This window comes from bacterium, from assembly GCA_040755795.1.
GTDB lineage: Bacteria > UBA9089 > CG2-30-40-21 > CG2-30-40-21 > SBAY01 > JBFLXS01.
Genome location: JBFLXS010000521.1, coordinates 1 through 2,459, shown reverse-complemented (window position 1 = coordinate 2,459; position 2,459 = coordinate 1). Strand labels below are relative to the sequence as shown.

Sequence of the window (2,459 nt, the reverse complement as noted above, 5' to 3'; positions counted from 1 at the left end):
CCTTCGCTGCACCTGACTGCGAGGGGCTGTGGCGTGATGGAGATAGTTTTGTAGTTTACCAGAGTTTTATCTTGCTTACAAAGTTTAGTGGTAATTCCCCCTCGCAGCAGGTGAGCTCTGTCGTTAGACAGGCCAGGCAGACAAGAAGGAGAAGGAAGAGTTATTCCTGTTGGAAGTTTTGGTGAGAATATTTGCTTCTTTAGTGGCCTATACCAGGCCTGCGAGATTGATGCTTTCTTGAAAGAGTTGCTTATCCCTTAGAAGCGACAGGGGAGAAGGCTAAGAGGGTCTACTGAAAGGTGATAGTTAGGTAAGATAGAGGAAGCAAAAAGAAAGAGACGGCGAAGTGCAGCTTTTTCTAACCCTTCGCTGCACCTGACTGCGGGGGCTGTGCCGTGTTGAGGTGCAATGAGGGAGAGAAGTATTTTTTATTGAGAAAAAGTAAAATTTAGTATTGTGTCCCCCAAATTAATATCCGAAATTAATGGGTCCCTGAAATTAACGCTTTAAGGTGAGGATTCAGTACTGCGAACCTTCATAGGTTTGCTAATAGTAACCAAGGTTGAAGCCTTGCCCTACAACCTGCACAGGAGATAGGAGGTATGATTAAAATGAAAAGTTTAGTTGGATACGAAAGGAGACTGTTAGAGTTGATACAGGAGCTTTCCATTGAGAGAATAAAGGAAGTAATTGATTATGTGAATTTCTTAAGATGGAAAGAAATGAAAGATGTTTCTTTTGATAACTTTGATGAGATGATTAAATATGGTAGAGAAAATTTTAAAAAGTGGTGTCAAAAAAGAGGAATTGGTGATAAAAGGCTGACAGAAGATGAAGTAATGAGTCTAATTAGTCAACAAGTTCATAGACACCGTGGAGTTGAAAATGTCTCCTGATGATTCAGAATTGATAAAGGCTGTTCTTGATACTAATGTGCTTATCTCGGCGATAGGATGGTCTGGAAAACCTTATGCTATCTTGAAGAAATGGAAGAATAAAGAATTTACGCTCATTACTTCGATAGAAATATTGACTGAATTGGCAAAAATCCTGCGGAGAGATTTTGGGTATACGGATGATTTTGCCTATTATTGGTATCAACTTATTGGTTCTTATTCATCCATTATTAACCCTGGACCAAAGATAGAAGTAATCAAAGGAGACCCAGATGATAATAAATTTTTAGAATGTGCCAGAGCAGGAAAGGCTAAATATATTGTCTCGGGTGATATTCACTTGCTTAACCTGAAAGTTTATAAGGGGATTAAAATTGTTAAACCAAGTGAGTTTTTAGAAATTATGGACAAAAAAGTTAATGTGGAAGATAATTAAAAGTAGAGATATTTTAGGGGCAAACCGTGAATGTGGAATGCACAATAATTCGGTGAGGCAGAGGAAAAGGAAAAGACAGCGAATTAGAGCTTTTGTCTAACCCTGCGCTGCAGTTGACCGCTGGGGGACTGTGCCGTGGTCAGAGTTTTGTGGTCTCTCAAAGTTTTATCTTGCTATCAAACTTTTGTGGCAATCCTCCCCGCCGCACCTGAACTTTATCGTTAGTGTTTAGGTGGCACAGACAGGAATGGTGGCATATGAAACCAAAAATCTATTTGGAAACAACCATCGTCAGTTATCTTACAGCGAAGCCCAGTAGGGATATAATTGTTGCTGCGCATCAGCAGATCACACAGGAATGGTGGGAAACTCGACTTCAAGATTTTGATATATTCATATCTGAATTGGTAATTAGTGAGGCAGGAGCTGGAGATAAAGCAGCTGCTCAAAGGCGTCTTGATGCTTTGGAAGAAATACCTCTCCTCAAACTTAATGAAGAAGTATTGATTTTAGCAAATCAACTTGTACAGGGAGGTCATATTCCCGAGACTGCAAGAGAAGATGCTCTCCATATAAGTCTGGCTACTGTCCACGGAATGGATTATATTTTGACATGGAATTGTCGCCATATAGCAAATGCTGAAATACGTTCTCTTGTTACGTCAATTTGTATTTCTCAAGGATATGTATCTCCGGTTATCTGTACACCGGAAGAACTCATGGGAGAGTAAAAATGTGGAAAGATCCTATTGTTGAAGAAGTAAGGAGAGCTCGTCAGGAGCATGCTGCAAGATTTGGCTATGACCTCAAAGCTATTTACGATAATCTAAAAGCGGCAGAAAAACTTGAAAGCCGCAAAGTGGTATCCTTACCATCAAAGCGGTTGAAAAAAGAAGAGGCGAAGTCACTATAACTGACTCCTCAACCTCACTGGGCGAAAAACGCTAACCAGTCGCTACTCGTGTCAAGTAAAATCCGAAGCTTTGGGATGGAGAATAGGGGAGAGCGTTGCGTAGAACTTAAGGCTATATTTACGGTGCGTGGCATTGTGTTACCTCATTTCTTGCCATCTTTTTGTTTCTCTTGACATTTTGGAGTCCCAAAAGATAACCCAGAGGGTCATTAAC

Annotated in this window: 4 protein-coding genes; all 4 read left to right on the top strand. The window is 40.4% G+C overall.

What is annotated here, in order from left to right; all coding sequences use genetic code 11:
• Nucleotides 1–602: 602 nt before the first annotated feature.
• The 4 genes from AB1414_19210 to AB1414_19195 all read left to right on the top strand — a co-directional run bounded on the left by AB1414_19210 (nucleotide 603) and on the right by AB1414_19195 (nucleotide 2,245).
• Nucleotides 603–896 carry a hypothetical protein gene (locus AB1414_19210; protein ID MEW6609542.1) on the top strand — a complete coding sequence of 98 codons (294 nt, stop codon included), beginning with the start codon at nucleotides 603–605 and terminating at the stop codon, nucleotides 894–896.
• A complete protein-coding gene (locus tag AB1414_19205) occupies nucleotides 886–1,332 on the top strand; it encodes a putative toxin-antitoxin system toxin component, PIN family (protein MEW6609541.1) in 447 nt (148 codons plus the stop codon). Before AB1414_19210 ends, AB1414_19205 begins: the two co-directional genes overlap by 11 nt.
• A gap of 257 nt (nucleotides 1,333–1,589) precedes the next feature.
• Nucleotides 1,590–2,063: a type II toxin-antitoxin system VapC family toxin gene (locus tag AB1414_19200; GenBank protein ID MEW6609540.1), complete on the top strand. Its 474-nt coding sequence runs from the start codon at nucleotides 1,590–1,592 to the stop codon at nucleotides 2,061–2,063.
• A gap of 2 nt (nucleotides 2,064–2,065) precedes the next feature.
• Nucleotides 2,066–2,245, top strand: a complete 180-nt coding sequence (locus AB1414_19195) for a hypothetical protein (GenBank protein ID MEW6609539.1) — start codon at nucleotides 2,066–2,068, stop codon at nucleotides 2,243–2,245.
• The last annotated feature ends 214 nt before the right edge of the window (nucleotides 2,246–2,459 follow it).

Excerpts from the sequence above, each read along its gene's own strand:
- AB1414_19210 (MEW6609542.1), top strand. The coding sequence starts at position 603 with ATGATTAAAATGAAAAGTTTAGTTGGATACGAAAGGAGACTGTTAGAG.
- AB1414_19205 (MEW6609541.1), top strand. The coding sequence starts at position 886 with ATGTCTCCTGATGATTCAGAATTGATAAAGGCTGTTCTTGATACTAAT.
- AB1414_19200 (MEW6609540.1), top strand. The coding sequence starts at position 1,590 with ATGAAACCAAAAATCTATTTGGAAACAACCATCGTCAGTTATCTTACA.
- AB1414_19195 (MEW6609539.1), top strand. The coding sequence starts at position 2,066 with ATGTGGAAAGATCCTATTGTTGAAGAAGTAAGGAGAGCTCGTCAGGAG.